General features: G+C 73.9%; 1 protein-coding gene and 1 pseudogene. One reads left to right on the forward strand and one right to left on the reverse strand.

From position 1 onward, the window contains the following. Positions 1 to 475: pseudogene (locus ACFXA3_RS41755) on the forward strand (hypothetical protein); the annotation flags it as partial. 57 nt (positions 476 to 532) lie between these two features. Here the strand turns inward: ACFXA3_RS41755 and disA are convergent. After that, a complete protein-coding gene (gene disA, locus ACFXA3_RS41760) occupies positions 533 to 1,657 on the reverse strand; it encodes a DNA integrity scanning diadenylate cyclase DisA (RefSeq protein ID WP_385196610.1) in 1,125 nt (374 codons plus the stop codon). Positions 1,658 to 1,980 lie beyond the last annotated feature (323 nt).

Genomic DNA, 1,980 nt, shown 5'->3' on the forward strand with positions numbered 1-1,980 from the left:
GGGCGGGGGCGGCGGCCGCGGCACCGGCGCGGGCGGCGCCCCGGCCCAGGTCCCGGCGGACTCCCCGCTCCCCACCTGCGCCCCGAGCGGGCTGCAGTGGGAGGTCAAGAGCGTGAAGAACGAGTACGAGACGAGCGAGAAGCCCCGCCTCGAACTCCTCGCGCGCAACGTGTCCGGCACGACCTGCAAGGTCGACCTCGGCCCCAGGCAGGCCGTCCTGACCATCCTTCAGGCGAGCACCAGCAAGGCCGTCTGGTCCTCGGCGGACTGCCCGTCGGGCGCGGGCAACGCGTTCTTCCGGGTGCCGGCGCAGGGCGAGACGAAGCAGTCGCTCGAGTGGGACAGGAAGTTCAGCGCGGCCGACCAGTGCCAGACGCCCCCGGCGGGGAGCGCCGCTCCGGACACGTACGTGGTGGAGGTCAAGTCCCCGGGCATGCCGGTGGCCCGGACCTCGTTCGTCCTCAAGCAGGACTGAGGGGGCGGGGCGGGGCGGGGCCCGGCGATCCGGGCCCCGGAATCCAGGGCCCCGGGGTCAGACGTAGCGTTCGAGGATCGAGGACTCCGCCAGGCGGGACAGGCCCTCACGGACGCTCCGCGCCCGCGCCTCGCCCACGCCGTCCACCGTCTGCAGGTCGTCCACCGACGCCGCCAGCAGCTTCTGCAGGCCGCCGAAGTGCTCCACCAGCCGCTCGATGATGGCCCCCGGCAGCCGCGGCACCTTCGCCAGCAGCCGGTAGCCCCGCGGGGACACCGCCGAGTCCAGCGTCTCGGGCGAGCCCGTGTACCCCAGCGCCCGGGCCACGATCCCCAGTTCCAGCAGTTCCGGATGCGTCAGAGCGTCCAGCGCCGGCAGCGCCTCGTCCACCGTGCGGGAGCGCTTCGCCGTCGGTTCCGGAACGTAGTCCCGGATGACCAGCTCCCGCTCCTGCTCGATCCCGACCGTCAGCTCGTCCAGCTGGAGCGACAGCAGTCGCCCGTCCGTGCCCAGCTCGACCACGTATTCAGCGATTTCCGTGGCAATGCGGCGGACCATTTCCAGCCGCTGCGCGACCGCCGTCACGTCGCGCACCGTGACCAGGTCCTCGATCTCCAGCGCGGACAGCGTCCCGGCGACCTCGTCGAGGCGCAGCTTGTACCGCTCCAGCGTGGCCAGCGCCTGGTTCGCCCGCGACAGGATCGCCCCGGACTCCTCCAGGACCCGGCGCTCGCCGTCCACGTACAGCGCGATCAGCCGCATCGACTGCGACACCGACACCACGGGGAACCCGCACTGCTTCGAGACGCGGTCCGCGGTGCGGTGCCGGGTGCCCGTCTCCTCCGTCGGGATCGACGCGTCCGGCACCAGCTGGACGCCGGCCCGCAGGATCTTGGTGATGTCCTTGTCGAGGATCAGGGCGCCGTCGAGCTTGCACAGCTCGCGCAGCCGGGTCGCGGTGAACTCCACGTCCAGGACGAAACCGCCCGTGCACATCGCCTCGACGGCCTTGTCCATCCCGAGGACGATGAGGCCGCCGGTGTTGCCGCGGACGATCCGTTCCAGACCGTCGCGCAGCGGCTGACCAGGTGCGACCGCGCTCAGCGAAGTGCGCATCAACGCCTCGTGTTTGGAGCTCGCGCCGGACTTCCCGGGTGCTGCTGCCCCGTCCTTGGCTGCCACTGCACTCCTCCGGTCGCGGGTTGCGCCGCCTGCGTACGGCCGGGCGGACCAGCACAAAGTCTACCGGCGTACGCTGTGCGCCCGCCGTGGCTTGGCCAGGAGCGCCCGCGCGCACCCCCTTACGGGGCCCCTCACCAGCGGCTCCGTCCCGCGACCGGAGGCCGCCGCACCCCGGCGGTACGTGACCGGTGCGCGCCCCGGCCCCACCCCGGCGACCGGTCCCCGGCGGTGTGGGCCGCCGGTCACCCGCCCCCCGGGGCCGCCCCGGGGGCGCCCCCCCCGGCCCGGCCCCCCGCGCGGCGCCCCGCGCGGGGGGGGGGTCT

The organism is Streptomyces sp. NPDC059456 (assembly GCF_042750055.1).
Classification (GTDB): Bacteria; Actinomycetota; Actinomycetes; order Streptomycetales; family Streptomycetaceae; genus Streptomyces.